Origin of the sequence: Streptomyces sp. TSRI0107 (genome assembly GCF_001905845.1) — a bacterium.
In the GTDB taxonomy this organism is placed as follows: domain Bacteria; phylum Actinomycetota; class Actinomycetes; order Streptomycetales; family Streptomycetaceae; genus Streptomyces.
Genome location: NZ_LIVZ01000001.1, coordinates 778,165 through 801,931 on the forward strand (window position 1 = coordinate 778,165; position 23,767 = coordinate 801,931).

Annotated in this window: 27 protein-coding genes and 1 tRNA gene; 15 read left to right on the forward strand and 13 right to left on the reverse strand. The window is 72.3% G+C overall.

The features are described from left to right. Positions 1–284 precede the first annotated feature (284 nt). From AMK31_RS03435 to AMK31_RS03460, 6 genes are all read left to right on the forward strand, one after another. Entirely contained in the window at positions 285–722 is a 438-nt protein-coding gene (locus AMK31_RS03435) for a DUF3052 domain-containing protein (protein ID WP_189696770.1), read from the forward strand. 121 nt (positions 723–843) lie between these two features. Beyond that, entirely contained in the window at positions 844–1,302 is a 459-nt protein-coding gene (locus tag AMK31_RS03440; RefSeq protein WP_073938789.1) for a peroxiredoxin, read from the forward strand. A 113-nt stretch (positions 1,303–1,415) separates the two neighbouring features. Next, the gene (locus tag AMK31_RS03445) at positions 1,416–1,991 is read left to right on the forward strand and encodes a calcium homeostasis/redox stress adaptation protein (RefSeq protein ID WP_073938790.1); all 576 of its coding nucleotides are present in this window, start codon (positions 1,416–1,418) and stop codon (positions 1,989–1,991) included. 97 nt (positions 1,992–2,088) lie between these two features. After that, a complete protein-coding gene (locus tag AMK31_RS03450) occupies positions 2,089–2,664 on the forward strand; it encodes a TerD family protein (RefSeq protein WP_073938791.1) in 576 nt (191 codons plus the stop codon). Between the two features lie 50 nt (positions 2,665–2,714). Then, a complete protein-coding gene (locus AMK31_RS03455) occupies positions 2,715–3,854 on the forward strand; it encodes a DUF475 domain-containing protein (RefSeq protein ID WP_073938792.1) in 1,140 nt (379 codons plus the stop codon). A gap of 136 nt (positions 3,855–3,990) precedes the next feature. Further along, entirely contained in the window at positions 3,991–4,728 is a 738-nt protein-coding gene (locus tag AMK31_RS03460; protein ID WP_073938793.1) for a TerD family protein, read from the forward strand. A gap of 37 nt (positions 4,729–4,765) precedes the next feature. Here the strand turns inward: AMK31_RS03460 and AMK31_RS03465 are convergent, their stop codons facing one another. Next, entirely contained in the window at positions 4,766–5,548 is a 783-nt protein-coding gene (locus tag AMK31_RS03465) for a TerD family protein (protein ID WP_073938794.1), read from the reverse strand. Between the two features lie 188 nt (positions 5,549–5,736). On the opposite strand from AMK31_RS03465, the gene AMK31_RS03470 reads away from it, so the two are divergent. Genes AMK31_RS03470 through AMK31_RS03480 form a run of 3 tightly spaced genes read left to right on the forward strand, consistent with a single transcriptional unit; the run spans position 5,737 to position 10,245 of the window. Then, entirely contained in the window at positions 5,737–6,906 is a 1,170-nt protein-coding gene (locus tag AMK31_RS03470; RefSeq protein ID WP_073938795.1) for an HpcH/HpaI aldolase/citrate lyase family protein, read from the forward strand. Between the two features lie 43 nt (positions 6,907–6,949). Continuing rightward, positions 6,950–9,439 (forward strand): phosphoribosyltransferase, encoded by a 2,490-nt coding sequence (locus AMK31_RS03475; RefSeq protein WP_073938796.1) that lies wholly within the window; start codon positions 6,950–6,952, stop codon positions 9,437–9,439. Continuing rightward, a complete protein-coding gene (locus tag AMK31_RS03480; protein ID WP_073938797.1) occupies positions 9,439–10,245 on the forward strand; it encodes an HAD family hydrolase in 807 nt (268 codons plus the stop codon). Before AMK31_RS03475 ends, AMK31_RS03480 begins: the two co-directional genes overlap by 1 nt. 81 nt (positions 10,246–10,326) lie before the next feature. Here AMK31_RS03480 and AMK31_RS03485 read toward each other — a convergent pair whose 3' ends face one another. The 3 genes from AMK31_RS03485 to AMK31_RS03495 form a co-directional block, all read right to left on the reverse strand. Next, the gene (locus AMK31_RS03485) at positions 10,327–10,539 is read right to left on the reverse strand and encodes an FmdB family zinc ribbon protein (protein WP_073938798.1); all 213 of its coding nucleotides are present in this window, start codon (positions 10,537–10,539) and stop codon (positions 10,327–10,329) included. A 9-nt stretch (positions 10,540–10,548) separates the two neighbouring features. Next, positions 10,549–11,130, reverse strand: coding sequence for a DUF4383 domain-containing protein (locus tag AMK31_RS03490; protein WP_073938799.1), 582 nt, complete (start codon positions 11,128–11,130; stop codon positions 10,549–10,551). Between the two features lie 103 nt (positions 11,131–11,233). Next, entirely contained in the window at positions 11,234–12,655 is a 1,422-nt protein-coding gene (locus tag AMK31_RS03495; protein WP_073938800.1) for a hypothetical protein, read from the reverse strand. A gap of 199 nt (positions 12,656–12,854) precedes the next feature. Between AMK31_RS03495 and AMK31_RS03500 the strand changes: the two genes are divergently transcribed. Continuing rightward, positions 12,855–12,926 (forward strand) — tRNA-Val (locus AMK31_RS03500). 70 nt (positions 12,927–12,996) lie between these two features. Here AMK31_RS03500 and AMK31_RS03505 read toward each other — a convergent pair. Next, positions 12,997–13,344: a hypothetical protein gene (locus AMK31_RS03505; RefSeq protein ID WP_073938801.1), complete on the reverse strand. Its 348-nt coding sequence runs from the start codon at positions 13,342–13,344 to the stop codon at positions 12,997–12,999. A 136-nt stretch (positions 13,345–13,480) separates the two neighbouring features. Between AMK31_RS03505 and AMK31_RS03510 the strand changes: the two genes are divergently transcribed. Beyond that, the gene (locus AMK31_RS03510; protein ID WP_073938802.1) at positions 13,481–13,774 is read left to right on the forward strand and encodes a chaplin; all 294 of its coding nucleotides are present in this window, start codon (positions 13,481–13,483) and stop codon (positions 13,772–13,774) included. A 55-nt stretch (positions 13,775–13,829) separates the two neighbouring features. Here the strand turns inward: AMK31_RS03510 and AMK31_RS03515 are convergent, their stop codons facing one another. Continuing rightward, the gene (locus AMK31_RS03515) at positions 13,830–14,765 is read right to left on the reverse strand and encodes a ketopantoate reductase family protein (protein ID WP_073938979.1); all 936 of its coding nucleotides are present in this window, start codon (positions 14,763–14,765) and stop codon (positions 13,830–13,832) included. A gap of 111 nt (positions 14,766–14,876) precedes the next feature. Between AMK31_RS03515 and AMK31_RS03520 the strand changes: the two genes are divergently transcribed. Beyond that, positions 14,877–15,107 carry a DUF2277 domain-containing protein gene (locus AMK31_RS03520; protein WP_073938803.1) on the forward strand — a complete coding sequence of 77 codons (231 nt, stop codon included), beginning with the start codon at positions 14,877–14,879 and terminating at the stop codon, positions 15,105–15,107. A 24-nt stretch (positions 15,108–15,131) separates the two neighbouring features. Here AMK31_RS03520 and AMK31_RS03525 read toward each other — a convergent pair whose 3' ends face one another. The 5 genes from AMK31_RS03525 to AMK31_RS03545 all read right to left on the reverse strand — a co-directional run bounded on the left by AMK31_RS03525 (position 15,132) and on the right by AMK31_RS03545 (position 19,596). After that, complete coding sequence (locus AMK31_RS03525; RefSeq protein ID WP_073938804.1) at positions 15,132–15,767, reverse strand: FxLYD domain-containing protein; 636 nt, start codon at positions 15,765–15,767, stop codon at positions 15,132–15,134. 88 nt (positions 15,768–15,855) lie between these two features. Then, positions 15,856–16,458: a DedA family protein gene (locus AMK31_RS03530; protein WP_073938805.1), complete on the reverse strand. Its 603-nt coding sequence runs from the start codon at positions 16,456–16,458 to the stop codon at positions 15,856–15,858. Between the two features lie 158 nt (positions 16,459–16,616). After that, positions 16,617–17,069 (reverse strand): DoxX family protein, encoded by a 453-nt coding sequence (locus AMK31_RS03535; protein ID WP_073938806.1) that lies wholly within the window; start codon positions 17,067–17,069, stop codon positions 16,617–16,619. Positions 17,070–17,193: 124 nt separating this feature from the next. Continuing rightward, a complete protein-coding gene (locus AMK31_RS03540; RefSeq protein WP_073938807.1) occupies positions 17,194–18,837 on the reverse strand; it encodes an alkaline phosphatase D family protein in 1,644 nt (547 codons plus the stop codon). A 114-nt stretch (positions 18,838–18,951) separates the two neighbouring features. Further along, complete coding sequence (locus tag AMK31_RS03545; protein ID WP_073938808.1) at positions 18,952–19,596, reverse strand: HNH endonuclease family protein; 645 nt, start codon at positions 19,594–19,596, stop codon at positions 18,952–18,954. A 376-nt stretch (positions 19,597–19,972) separates the two neighbouring features. On the opposite strand from AMK31_RS03545, the gene AMK31_RS03550 reads away from it, so the two are divergent. After that, a complete protein-coding gene (locus AMK31_RS03550; RefSeq protein WP_073938809.1) occupies positions 19,973–20,554 on the forward strand; it encodes a TMEM165/GDT1 family protein in 582 nt (193 codons plus the stop codon). A gap of 193 nt (positions 20,555–20,747) precedes the next feature. Next, positions 20,748–21,407, forward strand: coding sequence for an HAD-IA family hydrolase (locus AMK31_RS03555; RefSeq protein WP_073938810.1), 660 nt, complete (start codon positions 20,748–20,750; stop codon positions 21,405–21,407). Between the two features lie 26 nt (positions 21,408–21,433). On the opposite strand, the gene AMK31_RS03560 is transcribed toward AMK31_RS03555, so the two are convergent. Further along, entirely contained in the window at positions 21,434–22,234 is an 801-nt protein-coding gene (locus AMK31_RS03560; RefSeq protein ID WP_107468498.1) for an AraC family transcriptional regulator, read from the reverse strand. A gap of 49 nt (positions 22,235–22,283) precedes the next feature. Here AMK31_RS03560 and AMK31_RS03565 point away from each other — a divergent pair, with 49 nt between their 5' ends. Beyond that, positions 22,284–22,727 (forward strand): DUF2000 domain-containing protein, encoded by a 444-nt coding sequence (locus tag AMK31_RS03565; RefSeq protein WP_073938811.1) that lies wholly within the window; start codon positions 22,284–22,286, stop codon positions 22,725–22,727. A gap of 27 nt (positions 22,728–22,754) precedes the next feature. Here AMK31_RS03565 and AMK31_RS03570 read toward each other — a convergent pair whose 3' ends face one another. After that, complete coding sequence (locus tag AMK31_RS03570) at positions 22,755–23,750, reverse strand: peptidoglycan-binding domain-containing protein (RefSeq protein ID WP_073938812.1); 996 nt, start codon at positions 23,748–23,750, stop codon at positions 22,755–22,757. Between the last annotated feature and the right edge of the window lie 17 nt (positions 23,751–23,767).

Genomic DNA, 23,767 nt, shown 5'->3' on the forward strand with positions numbered 1-23,767 from the left:
CGGCAGCAAACGTCACCTTTACTGTGAGGTAACCGCCGTACGTTCGAAACCCGTACCCTTGGGTGGTTCCCAAACGTACAAAGAGGGCAGATAGGTGTGGTGTGTGTCACCTTGGCCCTTGGGCGGGTGCCTGGAGTTGCGGCGACACGGCCTGGATCGTCACCGTTTCGGCGGTCTGAACCGCCGGGTACTTGCGCGATCCGCCCCGCCCGTGTGGACTACGGCCAATGCTTCGCGCACGCGCGTGGCTGAGATATTCCCAAGACATGATCAGGAGGCAACCCGTGAGCGCGACCGCGGACCACGCGGAGGAGCGGACGAACCCTGCCGCCAGGCTGGGGTTCCAGCCCGGGCAGGTGGTCCAGGAGATCGGCTACGACGACGACGTCGACCAGGAGCTCCGCGAGGCCATCGAGGAAGCCATCGAGGGCGACCTGATGGACGAGGACTTTGACGACGTGGCCGACGCCGTTGTGCTGTGGTTCCGTGACGACGACGGCGACCTGACGGATGCGCTGGTGGATGCCACCACGTACATCGAGGAAGGCGGCGCGATCCTGCTCCTGACGCCGAAGACCGGCCGTTCGGGGTACGTGGAGCCGAGCGACATCTCGGAAGCCGCGACGACCGCGGGCCTGACGGCGTCCAAGAGCGTCAGCGTGGGCAAGGACTGGAGCGGCAGCCGCCTCGCCACGCCCAAGGCCGCCAAGTCGAAGCGGTGACCTTCCGCTGAACAGCCGAGCACGGACGGGCCGGGTCACCCCGGCCCGTCCGTCCGCCTTCCGTGCCCGCTGCGTAGGGTGGATGCCGTCCGAACGGCCCACCGCGAAGGGATGACACGAGATGGCGATCCAGGTCGGAGACAAGGCGCCCGACTTCGAGCTGAAGGACAACCACGGCCGCACCGTGAAGCTCTCGGACTTCCGCGGCGAGCAGAACGTGGTGCTGCTCTTCTACCCCTTCGCCTTCACCGGCGTGTGCACCGGCGAGCTGTGCGAGGTGCGCGACAACCTCCCGAAGTTCGCGGACCGCGCCACCCAGGTGCTCGCCGTCTCCAACGACTCCATCCACACCCTGCGCGTCTTCGCCGAGCAGGAGGGCCTGGAGTACCCGCTGCTGAGCGACTTCTGGCCGCACGGCGAGGTCAGCCGCGCCTACGGCGTCTTCGACGAGGACAAGGGCTGCGCGGTGCGCGGCACCTTCGTCATCGACAAGGAGGGCGTGGTCCGCTGGACGGTCGTCAACGGCCTGCCGGACGCCCGTGACCTGAACGAGTACGTCAAGGCGCTCGACACCCTCTGATTTCTCGCACCCAGGGCCTGCGGGGCGCGGGAACCCGTCACTAGGATCGACTCGTTTGATCCGTTACCAACGCACGACGGGGCTCCCCGCCCCAAAACACCAATGGAGGACTCGTGGGAGTCAGCCTCAGCAAGGGCGGCAACGTATCGCTGACCAAGGAGGCCCCGGGCCTGACCGCGGTCATCGTCGGTCTGGGGTGGGACGTGCGCACCACGACCGGCACGGACTTCGACCTCGACGCGAGCGCGCTGCTGCTGAACAACGCCGGCAAGGTCGCCAGCGACCAGCACTTCATCTTCTTCAACAACCTCAAGAGCCCCGACGGCTCCGTCGAGCACACCGGTGACAACCTCACCGGTGAGGGCGAGGGCGACGACGAGCAGATCAAGGTCGACCTCGCCGGTGTCCCGGCGGACGTCGAGAAGATCGTCTTCCCGGTGTCGATCTACGACGCCGAGAACCGCCAGCAGTCCTTCGGCCAGGTCCGCAACGCGTTCATCCGCGTGGTGAACCAGGCCGGCGGCGCCGAGATCGCCCGCTACGACCTCAGCGAGGACGCCTCCACCGAGACCGCCATGGTCTTCGGTGAGCTGTACCGGCACGGCGCCGAGTGGAAGTTCCGCGCCATCGGCCAGGGCTACGCGTCGGGTCTGCGCGGCATCGCGCAGGACTTCGGCGTGAACGTCTGAGCCAGCTGAAGGTTCTCGTCCGGCGTCGCACGGTTTACGTGCGGCGCCGGACGCGCAGGACAGCCAGAGAGACATCATCACCGGGGAGGGAACAATCATGGGCGTCACGCTCGCCAAGGGGGGCAACGTCTCCCTGTCCAAGGCCGCACCGAACCTCACACAGGTGATGATCGGGCTCGGCTGGGACGCTCGCTCCACCACCGGAGCCCCCTTCGACCTGGACGCCAGCGCCCTGGTGTGCGGCGGCGGCCGCGTGCTCGGCGACGAGTGGTTCGTCTTCTACAACCAGCTCAAGAGCCCGGACGGCTCGGTGGAGCACACCGGCGACAACCTCACCGGCGAGGGCGACGGTGACGACGAGTCGATCCTGATCGACCTCTCCAAGGTCCCCGACCGGTGCGACAAGATCGTCTTCCCGGTCTCGATCCATCTGGCCGACGAGCGCGGCCAGACGTTCGGGCAGGTCAGCAACGCCTTCATCCGGGTCGTCAACCAGGCCGACGGCGTGGAGCTGGCCCGCTACGACCTCAGCGAGGACGCCTCCACGGAGACCGCCATGATCTTTGGCGAGGTCTACCGCTACCAGGGAGAATGGAAGTTCCGGGCTGTGGGCCAGGGGTACGCGTCGGGTCTTCGGGGGATCGCTCTAGACTTCGGAGTCAACGTTTCGTAAAGCCGAGTGCGGCGCGGGGGAGACCCGTACACACAGGAGTTGGGTAGCCAGTGGTTCTGAAAACGTTCGGCTGGTCGTTCGCGGTCACCGCGCTCGGCCTCGTCGCGGCGGTCTTCTACGGGGGGTGGACCGCTTTCGGTGTAGTGGCGATCCTCTCCGTCCTCGAGATCTCCCTGTCCTTCGACAACGCGGTGGTCAACGCCGGAATCCTGAAGAAGATGAGTGCCTTCTGGCAGAAGATCTTCCTCACGATCGGCATCCTGATCGCCGTCTTCGGCATGCGGCTGGTCTTCCCGGTGGTCATCGTGGCCATCAGCGCCCAGCTGGGCCCGATCGAGGCCGTCGACCTCGCGCTCACCGACAAGGAGCGCTACCAGGAGCTGGTCACCGACGCCCACCCGGCGATCGCGGCCTTCGGCGGCATGTTCCTGCTGATGATCTTCCTCGACTTCATCTTCGAGGACCGGGACATCAAGTGGCTCGGCTGGCTCGAGCGCCCGCTGGCCAAGCTCGGCAAGGTCGACATGCTGTCGGTCTGCATCGCCCTGATCGTCCTGCTGATCACGTCGATGACCTTCGCCACCCACGCCCACCTGCACGCGGGCCCCGCGGACAAGGCGGAGACGGTGCTGCTGGCCGGAGTCGCCGGCCTCATTACCTACATGATCGTCGGCGGCCTGTCCGGCTACTTCGAGGACAAGCTCGAGGAAGAGGAGGAGCGCGAGCACGAGGAAGAGGAGGAGGCCGAGCGCACCGGCAAGAAGCGCCCGGCGATCGTCCTCGTCGGCCGCGCCGCGTTCTTCATGTTCCTCTACCTGGAGGTCCTGGACGCGTCCTTCTCCTTCGACGGTGTCATCGGCGCCTTCGCCATCACCAACGACATCGTGATGATGGCCCTCGGCCTCGGCATCGGCGCCATGTACGTCCGGTCGCTCACGGTCTACCTGGTCCGCCAGGGCACCCTGGACGACTACGTCTACCTGGAGCACGGCGCGCACTACGCGATCGGCGCCCTCGCCGTGATCCTGCTGGTCACCATCCAGTACGAGATCAGCGAGCTGATCACCGGCTCCATCGGCGTCATCCTGATCGCCGCCTCCTTCTGGTCCTCCGTCCGCCGCAACCGGGCACTGGCGGCGGCCGAGGGCAACGGCAGCTCGGACAAGACAGAGGTGTCGTCCGGGGTGTGACGCACCCGCGGTCGAGGAACGCTCTGAGCGGGGCGGTCGTCGAGGACCTGACGTCCTCGTGGCCGCCCCGCCGTGCTGTGCGGGCAGGGCGCAGGGTCGGACAGGTGGGGACACCGGGGGAGATCAGGGGGCGGAGATGGGCTTGCTGGACGGGTTCTGGCGTGGGCGGGCGGCCGAGTTCGACTCGGGCAGCGCGGCCACGAACGCGATCGAGCTGACCAAACGGCACAGCCAGGTGTCACTGACCAAGCAGGGCGCGGCCACCGGCCACCTGCGGATCAACCTGGCCTGGCGGATGCGCAGCTCCGACATCGGCGGACCGCAGCGGGAGAGCCTGCTGCGGCACCCGTTCAAGGCGCTGAAGCCGCCGGAGGTCATGGGGCACACCCAGAGCATGGTCAACGTCGACCTGGACCTGGGCTGCCTGTACGAGCTGCAGGACGGCACCAAGGGCGTGGTGCAGCCGCTGGGCGGCTACTTCGGGGACGTGAACGCGGCGCCGTACGTGAAGCTCACCGGGGACGACCGGTTCGGGTCGGGATCCGGCGAGACGCTGTACGTGAACCTCGACCACCGGGAGTCGATCAAGCGGCTGCTGGTGTTCGTCTACATCTACGACCAGACGCCGGCGTTCGACCGCACACAGGCGGTCGTGACGCTGTTCCCGACCAGCGGGCCGCGCGTGGAGATCCATCTCGACGAGCGGCATCCGCAGGCACGGTCCTGCGCGGTGGTGATGATCGAGAACGTGAAGGGCGAGATGTTCGTGCGCCGCGAGGTGAAGTTCGTGTACGGCTTCCAGGCGGAGCTGGACCGGCTGTACGGGTGGGGGCTGCAGTGGGGGCGGGGGCACAAGACGAAAGCCGAACGGTAGGTGTACGCCGTTCCCCGCGCCCCCGGGCGGGCCTCCCTCAGCGTCCGATGAACTGCGGCCCCTGCGGCGGCATACGGAACTCGCCCGCCGGCTGCGGATACCCGTACGACGGGGCGCTGGTCGGCTGGGGGTAGCCGTAGGCCGGGGCCGTGGCCGGGGGCTGCTGCGGGTAGCCGTAGCCGGCCTGCGGGGGGACCGTCTGCGTCGGCTGCTCGGGGGGCAGCGGCTGGGACACCTCCGGCGGTGTGTGCGTCTGCGCCGGCTCCTCCGGCGCCTCCGACTCGTCGACCGAGATGCCGTAGTCCGTCGCCAGGCCCTTCAGGCCGTTGGAGTAGCCCTCGCCCAGGGCGCGGAACTTCCAGCCCTCGCCGCGGCGGTACAGCTCGCCGCAGATCAGCGCGGTCTCCTCGCCGGTCTCCGGCTTCACGTCGAAGTACGCCAGCGGTTCCCCGTCCGGGGCGGCGGCGTCGTACAGCAGGATGCGCAGGGACCGTACGCGGTCGAAGGGGACGCCGTCCGCCGAAGCGACGACAAGAATCTGTCCGACGCCGGGCTCGACACCGGCCAGATCTGTCTGGATCGTATCGGTCAGGCCCTCGGCGACCCGCTTCTTGCCGAGCCGCCAGACCTGTCCCGAGGGGTGCCGGGGCTGGTTGTAGAAGACGAAGTCCTCGTCGGAGCGCACACGACCGTCGGGGCCGAGGAGCAGCGCCGAGGCGTCGACATCCGGGACCCCCTGCCCGGGCGTCCAGCGCAGCACGGCGCGCACCGTCGTGGCTTCGAGCGGGACGTTCGACCCCTTCAGCATGGCGTGCGTCATGCCGTCATCCTGCCTTCTCCGTCCTGGTCACGACAACGCGGGGTGGGGTGTGGACAGCGCGTCGTGTGGGACCCCGTTACCTGAAATTCATGCCCATCGGGAACCCCTGACATGGAGTTCTACGTACTATTACCGGCCACCCATCAGCGCTTTTGCCGATACAGCCACCGTCGCCACGGGGGAGTTCTATGCGTCATTTCGGGCACATCGCCCCTGAGGTGCGGCAGCGCCTCTTCCACCGGGAGCCGTGCGAGTTCACCGCCGGCTCCCCGGCCCGGCTGCTCTCCGCGGCCCTGGGCGCCACGCTGTACAGCCCGGCCACCCGGCCGCGGCTCGCCGACGACATCCTGAAACAGACCGGACGCGGCGTGGTCTCGATGGTGCTGTGCCTGGAGGACTCGATCGACGACGCGGACGTCGCCGCGGGCGAGGAGAACCTCGTCCGGCAGTTCACGGACCTCGCCGGCCGCGTAGGCGCTGCCGAGCCGCCGCTGCTGTTCATCCGCGTCCGCACCCCCGAGCAGATCCCCGACCTGGTCGGCCGGCTCGGCCCGGCGGTGCGGCTGCTGTCCGGCTTCGTGCTGCCGAAGTTCACCGAGGAGCGCGGCATCCCCTTCCTGGAGGCCGTGGCGGCGGCCGACACGGCGAGCGGGCGGCGGCTGTTCGCGATGCCGGTGCTGGAGTCGCCGGAGCTGCTGTACCGGGAGTCGCGGGTGGAGACCCTTGAGGGGATCTTCCGGGCCGTCGACAAGTACCGGGACCGGGTGCTCGCGCTGCGGCTCGGGGTCACCGACTTCTGCTCCTCGTACGGCCTGCGCCGGGCCCCCGACATGACGGCGTACGACGTCCAGATCGTCGCCTCCGTGATCGCCGACGTGGTGAACATGCTGGCCCGCGCCGACGGGACCGGCTTCACCGTGACCGGGCCGGTGTGGGAGTACTTCCGGGTCCAGGAGCGCATGTTCAAGCCGCAGTTGCGGCGCAGCCCCTTCCTGGAGGGGCAGGCGGAGGAATTGCGCGCGAGACTGATCGAGCACGCCATGGACGGGCTGCTGCGGGAGATCTCGCTGGACCAGGCGAACGGCCTGCTCGGCAAGACCTGCATCCACCCCTCCCATGTGCTGCCCGTGCACGCGCTGTCCGTGGTCAGCCACGAGGAGTTCAGCGACGCGCAGGACATCCTGCGGCCGGAGCGCGACGGCGGGGGAGTGCTCAGGTCGGCGTACACGAACAAGATGAACGAGGTGAAGCCGCACCGCGCCTGGGCCGAGCGGACCCTGCTGCGCGCCGAGGTCTTCGGCGTGGCGCGCGAGGACATCGGCTTCGTGGATCTGCTGGCCGCCGGGATCCCGACCTGAACCGGCCCCGCAAGGGACGTACGAACCTCTACTCAAGGGACGCATGAACAAGGCAGTGAACGACGAGGTCTGGTCCGGCAGCTGGGTCGCCCGGCGGCTGGGTGTCGAACTCGCGGGCGACGACACGCTGACCGACCTGCTCGGGCTGGCGCTGCGCCGCAACCCCAAGCGGGCCCATCTGCTCGTGTCGAACGTGCTCGGCAAGCACGTACCGCAGGCACCCTCCGTGGTCTACGGCCACGGAGTCGCGCTCGGCCGCCGGGTGCGGGAACTGCTGGGCGACGACGCGGCCCGCGAGGCGGTCGTCCTCGGCTACGCGGAGACCGCGACGGGCCTCGGCCACTCGGTCGCCGACGGTGTGGGCCTCGCGCCGTACCTGCACTCCACCCGCCGCCCGGTCGCCGGGGTCGCGCGGGCGGGCGGCTTCGAGGAGTCCCACTCGCACGCCACCTCCCATCTGCTGCTCCCCGAGGACCCCGGCCTGCTCGCCGGGGACGGCCCGCTGGTCCTGGTCGACGACGAGTTCTCCACCGGCAACACGGTCCTGAACACCATCCGCGACCTGCACGCCCGCTACCCGCGCAAGCGGTACGTCGTGGTCGCCCTCGTCGACATGCGCTCCCCGGCCGACGCGGGCCGCCTGGACGACTTCGCGCGGGAGATCGACGCGCGGGTGGACCTGGTGACGACGGCTTCGGGCACGGTGCGCCTGCCGGAGGGGGTGCTGGAAAAGGGGCAGGACCTGGTGACGCGGTTCGAGGAAGCCCACTCAGGGGCGCGGGGCAGTGACATGTCCGGCTCCGGCGCGTGGGCGCGAACAACCGCAGACGGCCATGCCGCCCGAGTCGACCTGCGCTGGCCCCCCGGCCTCCCCGACGGCGGCCGCCACGGCTTCACCCCCCGGCACCGGGCCCGCCTGGAAGCCGCGCTGCCCGCCATGGCCGCGCGAATAGCCGAGGCGCTGCCGAAGGACGCCCGCCGCGTCCACGTCCTCGGTTTCGAGGAGCTGATGTACACCCCGCTGCGCCTCGCCCACGAGCTGGAGCGGCTCCTCGACGGCACGGAGATACGGTTCTCCACCACCACCCGCTCACCCGTCCTCGCCGTCGACGACCCCGGCTACGCCATCCGCACCCGCCTGGTCTTCCCCGCCCACGACGACCCGGCCGACGGGCCCGGCGACCGCTACGCCTACAACGTGGCCGGCGCCGGCTTCGACGCGGTGGTCGCCGTCGTCGACTCGGCCGCCGACACCCCCGCACTGCACGCCCCCGACGGCCTGCTCGCCCGGCTCGCCGGGCACACCCCGCACGTCCTGCTCACGGTCGTCCCCTCGTACGTCCCCGGGGCCGCGCCCGCCCCCGAAAGGCCCGCCATGCTGCCCGAGCCCCTTCGCGGCCCCGCCTTCTCCTCGTACGCGCCCGACGAGGTCGGCTGGCTCCTGCAGGACCTGTCGGACGTCACGCTGGAGGCGCCGACCGAGGAGCGCGAGGAGGCCATCCAGAGCGGCGGCGCGCACTACGCCGAGTCGCTGCCGGTCGAGTACCAGCCCAGCGAGCAGTACCAGCAGCTCTTCCACGCCGCGCTGGACGCGTCCGCGGCCCGCCTCGCCACCGCCGTCGGCGTGGTGACGGAGACCGTGCTCGCCGAACGCTCCCCGCGCCCGGTGCTGGTGTCGCTGGCCCGCGCGGGCACCCCCGTCGGCGTGCTGATGCGCCGCTGGGCCCAGGACCGGCACGGCCTCGACCTCGCGCACTACGCCGTCTCCATCGTGCGCGGCCGGGGCATCGACGCCAACGCGCTGCGCTGGCTGGCCGCCCACCACGACCCGGCCGACGTCGTCTTCGTCGACGGCTGGACCGGCAAGGGCGCCATCACCCGCGAACTCGCCGCCGCGCTCGACGATTTCGAGCGGGCCGAGGGCGTCACCGGCTTCGACCGGGAGATCGCCGTGCTCGCCGACCCGGGCGCCTGCGTCCGCACGTACGGCACGCGCGAGGACTTCCTGATCCCCTCGGCGTGCCTCAACTCCACGGTCTCCGGGCTGATCTCGCGTACCGTGCTCCGTGCCGACCTGGTCGGCCCGCACGACTACCACGGCGCCAAGTTCTACCGCGAACTCGCCGGCGCCGACGTCTCGGTGGCCTTCCTCGACGCGGTCTCCGCCCGCTTCCCCGAGGTCCGGGACACGGTGGACGCGGCGGTCAAGGAACTGCTGGCCGCCGACCGCACCCCCACCTGGGAGGGCTGGGCGGCCGTCGAACGGATCAGCGAGGAGTACGGCATCCACGACGTCAACCTGGTCAAGCCCGGTGTCGGCGAGACCACCCGGGTACTGCTGCGCCGCGTGCCGTGGAAGATCCTCGCGCGCGCCGGCGCCGGCGCCGACCTGGACCACGTCCGGCTGCTCGCCGAGCAGCGCGGGGTGCCGGTCGAGGAGGTCGCCGACCTGCCCTACACCTGCGTGGGGCTGATCCATCCCCAGTACACGCGCGGCGCGACGGGCGCCGACGGAAAGGCGGTGGCCCTCTGATGCCGGTGCTCGTGGCGAGCGACCTCGACCGTACGCTGATCTACTCCTCCGCGGCCCTCGCGCTGACCATGCCGGACGCGCGGGCGCCCCGGCTGCTGTGCGTCGAGGTCCACGAGAGCAAGCCGCTGTCGTACATGACCGAGACCGCGGCAGGGCTGCTCGGCGAGCTCGGGGACGCGGCGGTGTTCGTACCGACCACGACCCGGACGCGCAAGCAGTACCTGCGCATCAACCTGCCGGGGCCGCCGCCGAAGTACGCGATCTGCGCCAACGGCGGACATCTCCTGGTCGACGGCGTCTCCGACCCCGCCTGGCACGCCCGGGTGACCGCGCGCCTCGCCGACGAGTGCGCCTCCCTCGACGAGATCCGGGCCCACCTCGCGGCCACCGCCGACCCGGTGTGGGTGCGCAAGCACCGGATCGCCGAGGACCTCTTCGCCTACCTGGTCGTCGAGCGGGAGCTGCTGCCCGAGGAGTGGGTGAAGGAGCTTGCGGTGTGGGCGGAGAACCGCGGCTGGACGGTCTCCCTACAGGGCCGCAAGCTCTACGCCGTCCCGAAGCCGCTCACCAAGAGCGCGGCCATGCACGAGGTGGCCCGCCGCACCGGCGCCGAGCTGACGCTGGCCGCCGGCGACTCGCTCCTCGACGCCGACCTCCTGCTCGCCGCGGACCGCGGCTGGCGCCCGGGCCACGGAGAACTCGCGGACACCGACTGGACCGCCCCCACGGTGACGGCCCTGCCCGAACGCGGCGTACTGGCGGGCGAACGCACACTGAGGGAGTTCCTGAGGGCGGTGAGATCTTAGGGACGCCGGGTCCTGACACCCCCTAGGGGCGCGGGGAACTGCGCGACCAGCCCACCAGCCACCCGCGGCCGGCGACGCACGTCAGCTGCAGCAACCCCCGCCGCAACACCCGCCCCCGCCCGCGCGGGGCGCCGCGGGCGCCGACGCGGAACCGCCGACCGCCACGGTCGACAACAGCTTCACCGTGTCGTCATGCCCCGCAGGGCACGCCGCGGGATCGGCGGACTCCGCCATCGGTCGGCTCAGTTCGAACGTGTCGCCGCAGGTCCGGCAGCGGTACTCATAGCGAGGCATGCGCCCAGATTAACGGCCCGCCTCCGGCGGCTGCAGCCGCTCGGGCCGCATTTCCGCGCGCCGCACCCGGTCCTCGTCGACATCCGTGGCCAGGTCCGGGTGGCGGGCACGGAAGTACGGGTTGTCCCGTGGCAAGGCCGAGCCGACCCGCCCGTACATCCCGAAGGTCATCAGCACCACGCCGTACACGAAGCTGAACAGCACGTTCTGGATGCGGAACGCGAGGAAGTTGTTCTCGGTGCCCAGCAGCCCGAGGTTGAGGAAGCCGCTGAGGATGAAGGCGACTCCGACGACCATGTTGAGCGTCGACGCGAAGTTGCCGCCGATCACCATGCCGACGAACAGCAGCAGCCCCACGCAGATCGACAGCACGCTCAGCGCGCCGTTGGTGTTCAGGCCGACGACCTGGTCACCGCGCGTGTCGAAGAAGCCGACCCGGCCGATCAGGCCGAGGATGCCGAAGGCGACCAGCACGAGACCCATCAGGCCCGCGCCGATCCGGTACACCTTGTTCAGTCGGTGGTCGACAGGCAGGTGGTCGTTGAAGCTGATTCCTCGTCCCGATCCCTTGTGCACTGCGTGTGCGGCCATATCCGCCTCCCTCCGGGAGCTGGTGCGTGGCCGACGGACGACTCATACGTCCCTTTCGTTCACCAATATCCGCCTGCCCCGGATCGCGCGCCACCAAAACAGCTCAGTGGCCGGCGCCCGCCCCGCGCTCCTCGCGGATCAGGGCGACCACCTCCGCGACCGTCTGCCGCACCGCCTCCGTCTCCGTGAGGAAGTGCCAGTAGTCGGGGTGGCGCCCCTCCAGCCCGGCGACGGCGCGCTCCAGGCGGGCCACGGAGTCGTCCAGCGGCCGCGCGTGCCGCGGGTCGGGGGTGTGGCGGCCGGCCATGGCGAGCCGCTGGGCGTCCCGGATGGCGAACCGGGTGCGGTCGATCTCCTGCTGGGGATCCTTCTGTACGGCGTTCAGCCGCCGCAGCCGGTCCCCCGCGGCGGAGACCGCCTCGTCGGTGGAGTTGAGCAGCGCACGCGCCGTCGACAGCAGCGCGGTCGCGTCGGGCCAGCGCTGGGCGTCCCGCGCGGTCTGCGCCTCGCGGAGCTTGGCCTCGGCCTGCCGGATGCTCTCCGCGGCCTGCTCGGGCACCCGCTGGAGGTCCTGCCAGCAGGCGAGCGTGAAGCGCCGGCGCAGTTCGCTGAGGATCGGCTCGACCTGGCCGGCCCGGGTGGTCAGGGCCTGCGCGCGCGTCCGCAGGGACACCAGCCGGTGGTCCGTCTCGGCGGCCCGCTCCGGCAGCCGCTCGGCCTCCGCGCGGATCGTCTCGGCCTCCCGGGCGACCCGTTCGGCGCGCTCCAGGGTCTGCGGGACGCCGTGCTGCCCGGCGCCCTGGTTCAGCTTGGTCAGCTCGGGGGCGAGGGCGGCGAGCCGGGCGGCGAGGTCGTCGGCCGTGAGCCCGGAGCCTCTGGTGGCGTCCAGCGCGTCGGAGGCGGCGAGCAGGGCCTGCCGGGCGCGTTCGAGGGCGGGGGCGAGCCGTGCCAGCTGGGTCTCGGCCTTGCCGAGCAGCGGGCCGAGGCCCTCGGCGAACCGGTCCAGGTCCTGCTTGACGCGGCCCAGCTCGTCCTGGGCGGCGGTGAGTTCGGTGCGGGCCCGGGTGGCGGCGGAGGCCTCCAGGTCGTCGCGGTCGAGGTCGTGGGCGTCGACCGCCTGGATGTAGCGGTGGCTGGCCTCGTCGATGCGCACGCCGAGCGCCTGGAAGTCGGCGGCCGCGCGGCGGGCGGCGGGGGAGTCGTCGACGGCGGCGATGGTCTCGATGGAGATGCGCAGGTCCCGCTGCGCGGTGTCCAGTTCGTAGAACGCGGCGGCGGCGGCGTCCTTGGCGGCCTGCGCCTCCGCCCGCTGGCTCTCGGCCCGGCCGCCGAACCAGCGTCTGGTGCCGCCGCCGGCGAACGCGGCGGGCAGCGCGAGCGCGGCGACCAGCGGCAGGGCGATCAGGGCGAGCGTGTCGCGGACCGCGCCGGAGCGCCGGGCGCGGCGCGGGGCTCTCGGTGGGGCGGCGCGGTGGTGCCCGCGCGGCATCGACGGCGAGTACGGCTGCTGCGGTGTCGCCGTCACATCCCTCTCCCGTGCTGTCATCCGCCCTGCCCGGTGTCATTCTCCCACCGGTTAAGGACGAACACACGGGCCCGTCAGTTCGCCGTACGGACCGTGACTTTGCGGTCGCCGGTGCGAGGTCCAGCGGGCCGGTGGTGCGCCACCCTGAACGCGTTTGCAGGACAGTGCCCCGGGCAAGGTAGGCTGTCGACTCGTTCACGGGTGCGTAGCTCAGGGGTAGAGCGCCTGCCTTACAAGCAGGATGTCGGCGGTTCGAAACCGTCCGCGCCCACACATGACGAAGAGACCCCGGCCGCACCGGCCGGGGTCTCTTCGTCGTCCCAGGCCGCCTCAGGCCTCCTTCAGGCTTCCTCGGTCCCCTCCGGGGCCTCGTGCGCGTGCTTCAGCGAGGAGCGGGCGTCGACCCGGTCCGGGCCGGTCAGTTCCGACCAGTAGCGGTGGGTGGTGACGAAGACGGCGAGTTCGTGTTCGCGGCGGCGCAGCTTCTCCACCTCGGCCTGTTCGTCGGAGGTCCAGCCGGGGGAGGCGGGGCGTTCCAGCTTGCGCCAGCCGCCGTCGTCGCTGAAGCCGTCGACCGGCTCGACCGACCAGGGGAGGCGCTTCAGCAGGGCCGTCAGCTCGGCCCGGACCTGATGCAGCTCCTCCTGGCCGGCGCGGAGGTCGCTGGGGAAGTCATAGGTCGTAGCCACGCGGCAATGCTACGCCTGTTCGATTTTGGGTCGCGAGTGGCTTCCCTCTATCGGGGTATCAGCGGCGGCGCGTTGACGATTTTCCTGCACAGAATCAGGTCACATCACTTCCTTCCTCCGCAAAAGGAGAAGCACTGTGCGTATCACTGCGAGGATCGTCGCGACCGTCGCCGCCGCCGGAGCCGCCCTGGCCCTGACCGGAACGGCCGCCGTCGCCGCGGAAACCCGGACCCCGGCCGCGGTCGCCGACGTCTGTGAGGACGGCGCGTGCGCCCTGGGCGTCGCCTCCGGGTCGTCCGGCCTCCTGTCCGGCAACGTCATCCAGGTCCCGGTCGACCTGGACCTGGGCGTGTGCGGCAACTCGATCAACGTGATCGGGCTCCTCAACCCGGCGACGGGCAACTCCTGCGACGAGGACGAAGAGGAGTGAGACATCCCGTGGGCCCGCCTCCGGTGACGGAGGCGGGCCCACGGGTGTGTGTGGATCAGTGACCGGCGTCGCGCAGGTCCCGTACCAGCTTCTCCGCCACCGGTACGGGGATGCCGTGCCGGTCCGCCGCGCGCAGCAGGGCCCCGCCGATCGCGTCCAGTTCGAGCGGGCGGCCCGCCTCCGCGTCGCGCTGCATGGAGGACCTGGTGGCGGCCGGGAAGGCGTCGTAGCGGGCCAGGGCCTGCGCCGGGTCCGCCGGTCCGCCGCAGGCGCGGCTCACCGCGGCGGTCTCCTCGACCAGCGCGGTCAGCTCCTCGCGGCGGTGGGTGCGGATCTCGCCGAGCGGTACGGCGTACCGCGTGGTGAGCAGGGCGAACGGCGCCAGGAACGACATCTTCGCCCACAGCGTCGCCGCCTCGTCGGTCAGTACGCGGGTGGCCGGGCCGACCGCCGTGAACGCCGCGGCGAGGGCGTCGAGACGGGGGCGCGGGACCGGGTCGCCGGTCAGGTCGATCTCGGCGAAGGGGCTGGCGTGCCGGATCTCGCCGGGGGCGACGCGGGTGGACTCGACACGGATGGCGGCCGGGGCGACCCGGTCGGCGCGGTAGCGGTCCCGGAGCAGGGCGGGGTGTTCCACGCCGTTGAGGAACGGGACGACCAGTCCGTCGCCGAGCGCGTCGGCCGGCACGCGCGCCAGGGCGGCGTCGAGAGCGGTGTGCTTGACGGTGATCAGGCAGGCGTCGACCGCCTCGCGCAGCCGGGTGTCGGCCTCGACCGCGGCGGTGAAGTCGCCGAAGTGGGGGCTGCGGACGCGGATGCCGCCGGTGCGCAGGGTGCGGGCGGTCTCCTCGCCGGACAGGCAGATCACCCGGTTGCCGGCGCGGGCGAGCAGGGCGGCGAGGAGGCCGCCGACGCCGCCGGGGCCGAGGACGGCGAAGGTGAGGCCGTCGCGGGAGGCGGGAGCGGGGGAAGGGGGAGCGGGCTGTGCCATGGTGTGGCTCCTCTCGTCGGTCGGCCCCGTGATGGTGGCCGCCTGTGAGGTGATCATGGCAGGGTGGGCGAATCGGCGGTACCGCCCGTTTCACGGTGCGAGACTGGAGCCATGTGCCGGAGTATCAAGACGCTTCGTCCGCCCGTGTTGCCCGAGGAGGCGACGGAGGAGGACATTCGGGCCGCCGCGTTGCAGTACGTGCGGAAGGTGTCCGGCTTCCGGGCGCCGGCCGCGCACAACCGGGAGGTCTTCGACCTCGCCGTCGACGCGATCGCCGAGGCCACGGCCGAGCTGCTGGCGGGCCTGGAGGTGCGGGGCCGGGCCGCCCGCACGGCGGGGTAGCGAGCCGCGCGGCCGTCCCTCGGGTCAGTACCGCTGGGCCTTGGTGATCGCCGCCGTCAGCTGCTGCCCGGCGGGTGTCCGGGTGATGGCGAGCGGCTGTTCCTTGGCGCCGGGGGCCAGGTCCTCCGCGCCGACGTAGCGGGTCTCGACGACCTTGCCGTCGGAGTCGCGGAAGTCGACCCGCACCGCGTAGGACGCGGTCTTGTCCGTGCTGTTGGTGATGTTGACGACGACGGCGAGCAGGTCGCCCGTGTCGGCCCGCGGTTTTCCGGTGAGGGAGACGTCGGCCATGGCGTTGCCCTGGCCGTCGACGTTCTCCAGCTCCCGCCGGGCGGCCGCGTTGGCGCGGGCGACCTCGGCCGAGACCGACGCCTCGAACTCCGAGGCGCGGGCGGAGGCGGAGGAGGCGGCGGCCGAGGCCCGTGCGCGGGCGGACTCCTCCAGTGAGGCGAGGGCGGAGGCCGGGGTGCCGGAGAACGAGGCGGTGTAGGGGCCCGTGGGGGTCGGCCGGGGGGAGGCCTGACCGCCGCCGCCGTCGTCCCCGCCGCACGAGACCAGCGTCGCCGCGCTCGCGGCCGCGACGAGCAGTGCGGCCACCGCGGTGCCGGCCCGGGCCGCCCGTCGCGGTGGTCTCGTCTCCTTCGACGTACGGGCACTCATGCCATCGGTCCTTTCGCCGGGGCTTCCATCGTGCACGCGCCGTCAGCGAGCGGCCACTTCAGGTCACGGGCGGGGTGGCCTCCGGCCGTCAGGACCGCCGCATCACATACGTGGCCGCCGCCCCCGCCGCGAACAGCGCGAGCACGGACACGCCGGTCGCCAGCCAGGCGGTGCCCAGCCAGTGGGCGCCGAAGTAGCCGAGGGCGACGCTGTAGGTGGCCCACGACAGGCCCGCCAGGGCGGACCAGGGGAGGAAGTCGCGGGCGCGGCGGCGGGCGGCGCCGGCGCCGAGGGAGACCACGGAGCGGCCGGCGGGTGCGAAACGGGCGAGGACGACGAGGGCGCCGCCGCCTCGGGCCAGTGCGGTGCCGAGACGTTCCTGCGCGAGGCGGAGGCGGGGCGAGCGGGCGATGGCGCGGTCCAGCCGCGCGCCGCCGCGCCAGGCGAGGCGGTAGGCGGCGAGGTCGCCGAGCACGGACGCGGTGGTGGCGCAGAGGGTGAGGGCGAGGATGTCGGGCACGTCGGGCGGGGCCTCGCCGGTCGCCGCGCCGGTGCCCGCGGCGGCGGTCGCCGCCATGATGACCAGCACTCCGCTGGGCAGTACCGGTACGAAGACGTCGAAGAGGATCGACACGGCGACCACCGCGTAGATCCATGGACTGCCGGTCAGCGACCCCACACTCTCCAGCACCGTTACTCCCCGTTGTCCCCCGTAAGCTCCACGAGCCTACGCCTGGGGTGTGACAAGGGGTTCACGGGGGGCTCGTGCGTTCGGCACGGAGCGTTCACAAGGGCGGGGGCGCGGTGCGGCCCGGGTGTCGCCCCGGGCCGCACCGCGGCCGCTCACGGTCAGGCGGCCACCGGCGTCTTCCGCGCGGCCGGCTCCGCCGTCCCGGACCGCCTGGCGAACAGCCGGTCCAGGCCGAAGGCGCCGGAGCCGGTGAAGACCAGCAGGAGGAAGGCCCAGCAGAACATCGCGGAGGCCTCGCCGCCGTTCTCCAGCGGCCACAGGGCCATGGACTGGTGGACGTCGAAGTACGCGTAGGCCATCGAGCCGGAGGCGATGAACGCCGCGGCGCGGGTGCCGAGGCCCAGCATCACCAGGCCGCCGCCGACGAGCTGGATGACGGCCGCGTACCAGCCGGGCCAGGTGCCGGCGCCGATGGTGCCGCCGTCGCCGCCGGAGGCGCCGCCGAGGACGCCGAACAGGGAGGCGGCGCCGTGGCAGGCGAAGAGGAGGCCGACGACGATGCGGAACAGGCCGATCGCGTACGGCTGTGCGCTGTCGAGACGTGCGGACATGTGGGGGGCTCCTTCGGTCGGCTGGGCCGGGTGGACCCGTGGGGGACAGAACCGAGTGGAGCTCCCACGTTAGGTGTGCCTAATCGGTGCTTGCAAGTTCAACATTTAGCCAGAGCTTAGATCGTCACGGGCCGGTCAGCACCGACTCCTCCACCGTCGTCAGCCGCGTCCGGCCGCGCCCGTCCGTCCGCGCGTGCTCCAGCCGCAGCGTCGCCGAACGCCCGTGCAGCGTCAGCGTCATGAGCTGGTTGCCGAACCACGGACCGCCCGTGCGGCGCCAGTCGACCGGCGGGAGGGGGATCCGCCCGTGCCCGGCGAGCCGGCGCCCCAGGAACCGCGCCGGACCGCTCCAGGCGATCTTGAAGGCGAGGTGCAGCGGCCGCGGGATGGAGTTGTGGACGGGGGAGCAGGTCAGCTGCAGCACCCGGGCGTCGGGCCCGCGCCCGGCCGGCCAGGTGGGCTCGGCAAGGTACGCGTGGTGCACGTCCCCGGAGAGCACGCACACCGTCGCGGGCGCCCCGGGCCCCGAGCCCGCCTCCGCGATCAGCTCGGCCAGCGCGGCGAAGGACTCCGGGAAGGCCGCCCAGTGCTCCAGGTCGGCGGCCCGGCGCAGCCGCTCCCCGAGCCGGGCCCAGCGCGGGCCCTTCTCGCCCCGGCACAGCGCCGCGTCCCAGCCCTCGGCGTCGTGCATCAGATGCGGCAGCAGCCAGGGCAGGGAGCTGCCGATGAGCAGGTGGTCGTAGCCGCCGGGGTCGTCCAGCGCCTGTTCGCGCAGCCAGGCGGCCTCGCCGGGGCCGAGCATGGAGCGGGCGCCCTCGTCGAGGACGCGGGCCGCGCGGGTGTCGGCCATCAGCAGCCGGACCCGGCCGAAATCGCGGCGGTAGCTCCAGCGCGCGGTGGTGTTGTCGGCGTCGGCGCGGGCGGCGAAGGCGCGCAGCACGTCGGTGGCGTCGGGCGTGTCGTGCACGGCCGCGAAGAGCGGGTCCTCGGCCAGCTCCGCCGGGGACAGGTTTCCGATGTGCTGGTGGACCCAGTACGACATCAGCCCGCTCAGCAGCCGCTCCCGCCACCAGGAGGTGGCCCGCATGTCGGCGAGCCAGGCGGCGGAGGTGTTCCAGTCGTCGATGACGTCGTGGTCGTCGAAGATCATGCAGCTGGGGACGGTGGACAGCAGCCAGCGCACATCGGGGTCGAGCCACGACTCGTAGTAGAGCCGGGTGTACTCCTCGTAGTCCGCCACCCCGCTGCCCGGCGGTTCGCGCAGGTCGCGGCGGGCGCCCAGCCAGCGGCGGGTGGCCGGGGAGGTCTCGTCGGCGTACACCTGGTCGCCGAGCAGCAGCAGCACGTCGGGCCGTTCGCCCTCGGGGTCGGCGGTGATACGGGCGGCGAGGGTGTCGAGGGCGTCGGGGCCGGCGGGGTCGCTGCCGTGGTCGGGCGGGGCGGCCCAGCGGCAGGAGCCGAAGGCGACGCGCACCGGGTCGTCGGCGAGGCCGGTGCGGATGACGGAGGGCGGGGAGCCGGAGCCGGGGAGCGGCCAGACCCGGGTGCCGTCGAGGGTCACCTCGTACGCCGTCGCCGTACCCGGTGTCAGGCCGGTCACCGGCACCAGCGCGTAGTGGTGGCCCGCCACCTGGAAGGTGCGGGCGGTGCCGTGGGCGCCGTCGGCGCAGCGCACCTCGGCGGTGCACGGCCGGCTCGCCTCGACCCAGACGGTCGCGGACGAACCGTCGGTGTATCTCAGCAGTGGCCCAAGGCGCAGTTCCGCCACGTGATCGCCCGCCCTTTCCATGGTCGGCTCACCACCGGGGCGCGGCTCGCCTCCTCCGTCGCCCCGTACGGTACGGAACGACGGAGGCGGGCGCGGCGGTTCCGGCCGGGAAGGTCAGCAGGAGGCGAGGTGGTTCTGCAGCGCGCTCTTCTCGGCGGAGTCGACGGAGAGGCCGTAGTAGTACTTCACCTGCACCCAGGCGCGGACGTAGGTGCAGCGGTAGGCGGTGCGGGACGGCATCCAGGTGGCCGGGTCCTGGTCGCCCTTGGCCTGGTTGACGTTGTCGGTGACGGCGATCAGCTGCGGGCGGGTCAGGTCGTTGGCGAAGGCCTGGCGGCGGGAGGTGGTCCAGCTGTCGGCGCCGGAGTCCCAGGCCTCGGCGAGCGGCACGAGGTGGTCGATGTCGAGGTCGGAGGCGGCGGTCCAGGTGGCGCCGTCGTAGGGGGAGTACCAGCTGCCGCTGACGGCGGCGCACGCGGAGTCCTGGACGACGTTGGTGCCGTCGCGCTTGAGGACGACCTCGCGGGTGTTGCAGGCGCCGGACTGGGTGATCCAGTGCGGGAAGAGGTCGCGGTCGTAGCCGGTGCGGTCCTCGGCGGCGACGGTGAGGGAGGCGAGGTAGGTGCGGGCGGTGGCCGCGCTGACGGGGGTGGGGAGGGCGGCGGAGGCGGAGGGGGCGTTGAACAGCGCCACGGAGGCGATGAGGGCGCTGAACGCCGCGACTATGCTCAGCCGTCGACGCGCGTAGAACCGGGTCATGCTAACTCCCTTGGAGTGTGGGGGTGTTGGCGTGCGAGCGAGGGAATGCTCGCGGTGGGTTGTTGCCGGCGGATGTGCGTTCGGTGAGAAGTTAGCGACGTGCACATGACAGAACAAGGTTCAGGTTCGAACTTCCTGTCCCGTACGATGGGTGGCGCAGAAGGGGAGTAGCTCTTCGCCGGATCGTCGACATACTGCTCAGCTCGGCTGGGCCGGCGCCCGGAGGCGGGTCCTTCAGGACCGCGCCAGCGAGACCTTCGGCAAGCAGTGCACGCCCGTGCCGTACGGCACGGGTGCCGTGTGCTGTCCTTGCCGAGGTGTCGCCGCGAAGGGCTCGGCACTCTCGGTGGGGGCAGTCCCGACCGATTGAGGAACCTTGATCAGCCTTACCGTGACAGCGCTCGTCTTCGGCGTCGTCTTCCTCGCCGAGCTGCCCGACAAGACCGCCCTGGCCGGCCTCGTCCTGGGCACCCGCTATCGCGCCTCCTACGTCTTCGCGGGCGTCGCCGCCGCCTTCGCCCTGCACGTGGCGCTCGCCGTCGCGGCCGGCAGCGTGCTGACCCTGCTGCCGCAGCAGATCGTGCACGCGCTCACCGGTGTGCTCTTCCTGGGCGGCGCGGCGGTGCTGCTGATGAAGAAGGACGAGGACGAGGACGAGGTCCGCAAGCCGGAGAACCAGTCCTTCTGGAAGGTCGCCGGGTCCGGCTTCATGCTGATCCTCGTCGCCGAGTTCGGTGACCTCACGCAGATCATGACGGCGAACCTCGCGGCCCGCTACGACGACCCGCTGTCCGTCGGTCTGGGCGCGGTGCTGGCGCTGTGGGCGGTGGCCGGGCTCGGCATCGTCGGCGGAAAGGCCCTGATGAAGCGGGTGCCGCTGAAGCTGATCACCAAGGTCGCGGCGATGCTCATGCTGGCGCTCGGCGTGTGGAGCCTGTGGGAGGCGGTGACCGGCTGAGCCCGCGCCGGGCGGCTCGCGAGCTGAACGGCAGGTGAAGGTTTCGCCGGGGCGCTGGCGGGATGCCGGATTTGTTTTGTACCGTGGAGGAACAAAGTGGCTCCCGCCCGTTTTCCCTGACCGGCGGGCGGGGCTGCTCTGTTTCCCCGGGGGACGCCACCCCTGTACCCCGCCCCGCTTCCTGGAGCTGCCGATGACGGCCACCACCGTGCTCACCGCCCGCGCCCTCCTGCTCGACATGGACGGCACCCTCGTCAACTCCGACGCCGTGGTCGAACGGATCTGGCGCCGCTGGGCCGACCGGCACGGCCTCGACGGCGACGAGGTGATGAAGGTGGTGCACGGCCGCCAGGGCCACGCCTCCATGGCCGTCCTGCTGCCCGACCGGCCTGTGGAGCAGAACCACGCGGACAACGCGCGCATGCTCGCCGAGGAGACCGCCGACATGGACGGCGTCGTCCCCGTCCCCGGCGCCCCCGCCTTCCTGGCCGCCCTGCGCGGCCTCCCGCACGCCCTGGTGACCTCCGCGGACGTCGGCCTGTCCACCGCCCGGATGGCCGCCGCGGGGCTCGCGCTGCCCGACGTCCGGATCACCGCCGAGTCCGTCGGCGCCAGCAAGCCCGACCCCGAGGGCTTCCTCAAGGGCGCCGCCGAACTCGGCATCGCCCCCGCCGACTGCGTCGTCTTCGAGGACTCCGGCGCGGGCATCGCCGCGGGCCGCGCGGCCGGCATGCGCGTGGTGGGCGTCGGCCCCCGCGCCGCCGTCCACGCCCCGGACGTCCACGTCCGGGACCTGACCGAGGTGCGGGTCGAGGACGCGGGGGACGGGACGATCCGCCTGCACGTCGGCTGAACGCGGCCACCGGGGCCGGGCTCAGCTCAGAGCGCGCGGCCCCGCGCGTACCGGCCGGGGGTGGCGCCCACCACGCGCTTGAAGTGCCGGGTGAGGTGCGCCTGGTCGTAGAAGCCGGCCTCGCCGGCCACCTCGGCCGGACGCAGGCCGTCGAGCAGCAGCCGGCGGGCGCGGTCGACCCGGCGGGCCATCAGGTACTGGTGCGGGGCGATACCGAACGCGCCGGTGAAGGACCGCACCAGATGGGCGGGGTGCGCGTGCAGCAGCCGGGCGGCCTCCTCCAGGGCCAGCCCCGGCACCAGCCGCGCGTCGAGCAGGTCCCGCAGCTCGTGCGCCACTCCCCGGCACACCGCCGGGCGGGCCACGGGAGACCGCGGGCGCAGATGGCCGCGCAGGCGCTCGCAGATCAGCGCGAGCCTGCTCTCCGCCTCCAGTTCGTCGCCCCGGTGCCGCAGCGCGGTGTGCAGCCGTCCCACCCGGTGCCGGAGCACCGGATCGGCCAGGTCGGGCGTGTCCACGGCGGGACCGATCAGGCTCTCGTCCAGCCGGGACAGATCCAGGTAGAGCACCCGCTTGCGGAAGCCGTCCGCGGTGGCCGGTGACCCGTTGTGCGGCACCTGCGGCGGAAGCAGCGTGACCGTGCCGTCCGGCGTGCCGTGCTCCCGGCGGTCCAGGTCGTAGCGGACGACGCCGTCGTCGACGACCAGCAGCGTCCAGGCGTCGTGGACGTGCATCGGGTAGGCGTGCTCGGTGAAGCGGGCGTGGAACACCTCCACCACGCCCGCGACGGGCGGGCGCCACGCCGAGATCTCCTGCCGGGCCACCACGCAAACAACGTACAAGACGCCCCACGGGCGCGGTCGGCAGCCTGGGACCATGACGACCGAGAACACCACCGCCCCCGCCCCCGTCCGCTTCGACACCAAGATCGCCGTACTGCTCCGCGCGGACCTGGAGACCTGGCAGCGGCTGAACGTGACGGCGTTCCTGGTCAGCGGCCTCGGCTCGGAGCTGCCGGAGTTGATCGGGGAGCCGTACGCCGACGCCGACGGCACTCCCTACCTGCCGATGTTCCGCCAGCCCGTGCTGGTCTTCGAGGGAACCAAGGAGACGCTGACCGCGGCCCACGAGCGGGCTCTCGCGCGGGCCCTGCCCAGGGCCGTGTTCACCTCGGACCTGTTCGCCACGGGCAACGACCGCGACAACCGCGCGGCGGTCCGCGCGGTGCCGGGCGGGCAGCTGGACCTCGTCGGCATCGCCGTGCACGGGCCGCGCAACGCCGTGGACAAGGTCCTCAAGGGCGCCCGCATGCACCCGTAGCGCGGACGGCTCGGCCCGCCGCGGGACCTACGGCTCCCGCGTCTCCGTCTCCAGCAGCTGCCGCGTCTTCGTCCCGTACACGTTCAGCTCGTCCTGGAGACCCCGGGACCACTGGTAGTTGCGCAGGGCGTCCTCGACGCGGCTGGTGAAGACGCCGTGCGCCTCGTCGTTGTACAGGTACAGCTGGCGCAGCCGCAGCTGGAGTTCCGTGACCTCCGGGCCCCGGTCGCCGCGCCGCAGCACGGGACCCTGCTCCGGGGCGGGCGACGCGGTCGCGCGGTCCGTCGTCGCGGACTGGCTGGGCGTCGGCGTCTCGGTCGGCGTGGGCGTGGGGGAGGCGCTGCTCGCGGACGGGGACGGCGACGGGGAAGGGCTCGCGCTCGCCGAGGGGGACGGCGAGGCGGACGACGCGGGCGACGCCGAGGCGCCGGTGCTCGCCGTGGCCGGACGGGACGCCTCGCTGGTGCGGGCCTCCGGCACCGCCTCGCGCACGTCCTCCGGCAGCGCGGTGTCCCGGGACGGCTTGTCGTACGAGAACAGGCCGCTCGCCAGCCCGGCCGCCGCGACCACGGCGACCACCGCGCCGGCCACGCCGAGCAGGACGGTACGGCGACGGCGCCGGGCGTGCGGCCCCTCCGGGCCGGGGCCGCCGGTCTCCGGCCGCGGCGCGTCCTCGAACAGGTCGAGGTCGTCCGTGCTGGGCGCGGAGGGCGGCGGGGCCAGCGGGGTGGGCAGCACCGTGGTGACCGGCTCGGGCTCGACGGGGCGCAGCGGCATCGTCAGCTCCGCGTCCGCGGGCTCCGCGTCCGCGGGCTCCGCGTCCGCCGGGCGCTCGCCGGTGCCGTCCAGATCGACGTACGGGCGTATGCGCAGCGGGTCGAAGTCCTCCGCCGCCGCCTGTTCCGCCGTGCGGGCATCGCGCAGCGCGTCGGACGCCCGCCGGCCGCAGGCGCACGACGGCGTGTTGTCCGCCCCCCGCGCCGCCCCGCACTCCGGGCACGCATGCCCCTTCGGCTCCGCCACGCGTCCGTCCCCTCCCT

Coding starts and splice junctions, on each gene's coding strand:
- AMK31_RS03545 (WP_073938808.1), bottom strand. CDS start 19,596: ATGACCCGGTTCTACGCGCGTCGACGGCTGAGCATAGTCGCGGCGTTC.
- AMK31_RS03450 (WP_073938791.1), top strand. CDS start 2,089: ATGGGCGTCACGCTCGCCAAGGGGGGCAACGTCTCCCTGTCCAAGGCC.
- AMK31_RS03440 (WP_073938789.1), top strand. CDS start 844: ATGGCGATCCAGGTCGGAGACAAGGCGCCCGACTTCGAGCTGAAGGAC.
- AMK31_RS03480 (WP_073938797.1), top strand. CDS start 9,439: ATGCCGGTGCTCGTGGCGAGCGACCTCGACCGTACGCTGATCTACTCC.
- AMK31_RS03525 (WP_073938804.1), bottom strand. CDS start 15,767: ATGAGTGCCCGTACGTCGAAGGAGACGAGACCACCGCGACGGGCGGCC.
- AMK31_RS03535 (WP_073938806.1), bottom strand. CDS start 17,069: ATGTCCGCACGTCTCGACAGCGCACAGCCGTACGCGATCGGCCTGTTC.
- AMK31_RS03465 (WP_073938794.1), bottom strand. CDS start 5,548: ATGACGCACGCCATGCTGAAGGGGTCGAACGTCCCGCTCGAAGCCACG.
- AMK31_RS03555 (WP_073938810.1), top strand. CDS start 20,748: ATGACGGCCACCACCGTGCTCACCGCCCGCGCCCTCCTGCTCGACATG.
- AMK31_RS03515 (WP_073938979.1), bottom strand. CDS start 14,765: ATGGCACAGCCCGCTCCCCCTTCCCCCGCTCCCGCCTCCCGCGACGGC.
- AMK31_RS03520 (WP_073938803.1), top strand. CDS start 14,877: ATGTGCCGGAGTATCAAGACGCTTCGTCCGCCCGTGTTGCCCGAGGAG.
- AMK31_RS03470 (WP_073938795.1), top strand. CDS start 5,737: ATGCGTCATTTCGGGCACATCGCCCCTGAGGTGCGGCAGCGCCTCTTC.
- AMK31_RS03460 (WP_073938793.1), top strand. CDS start 3,991: ATGGGCTTGCTGGACGGGTTCTGGCGTGGGCGGGCGGCCGAGTTCGAC.
- AMK31_RS03485 (WP_073938798.1), bottom strand. CDS start 10,539: ATGCCTCGCTATGAGTACCGCTGCCGGACCTGCGGCGACACGTTCGAA.
- AMK31_RS03565 (WP_073938811.1), top strand. CDS start 22,284: ATGACGACCGAGAACACCACCGCCCCCGCCCCCGTCCGCTTCGACACC.
- AMK31_RS03490 (WP_073938799.1), bottom strand. CDS start 11,130: ATGGCCGCACACGCAGTGCACAAGGGATCGGGACGAGGAATCAGCTTC.
- AMK31_RS03475 (WP_073938796.1), top strand. CDS start 6,950: ATGAACAAGGCAGTGAACGACGAGGTCTGGTCCGGCAGCTGGGTCGCC.